Raw genomic sequence first — 358 nt, 5'->3', positions numbered from 1 at the left:
CCCGGCATATAGAAATAGGCGACCGACTGGCTGAAGGCGAACATCACGAGCAGCACGGCGACAAGGATGAAGCTCATGCCGCCGGCAATCACCGCCAGGCGTTTCTGCTTGCGCGTCATTGCGTCAACCCCTCCGTCGCGATGCCGAGTTCCTTTGCCAGCGCCAGGAGCTGCCTGCCCTGATCACCGGATGCCGGGAAGGCGGCAAGCCCCCGCTTCAAGGCGCCGGCGGCGCGATCCTTGTCGTTCAATACGGCGTAAGAGCGGACGAGACGCATCCAGCCCTCGAAATTGTCGGGATCATCAGTCAGTTTGGCATCCAGGCTTTCCACCATGCCGCGGATCATCTGCTGCCGGTC

General features: G+C 62.3%; 1 protein-coding gene and 1 pseudogene. Both read right to left on the bottom strand.

All coding sequences use genetic code 11. The features are described from left to right. Positions 1 to 119, bottom strand: a pseudogene (locus AC1DM5_RS36635) (cytochrome c maturation protein CcmE); the annotation flags it as partial. Continuing rightward, positions 116 to 358: tetratricopeptide repeat protein (locus tag AC1DM5_RS36630; protein ID WP_477976984.1), on the bottom strand; the 243-nt coding region annotated here is incomplete at its 5' end. The pseudogene AC1DM5_RS36635 and the gene AC1DM5_RS36630, both read right to left, overlap by 4 nt.

The sequence above is a fragment of the Rhizobium sp. 01T437 genome, from assembly GCF_056398505.1.
The sequence above is the reverse complement of the archived record's forward strand: the minus strand, read 5'-3'. Positions and strand labels throughout refer to the sequence as shown.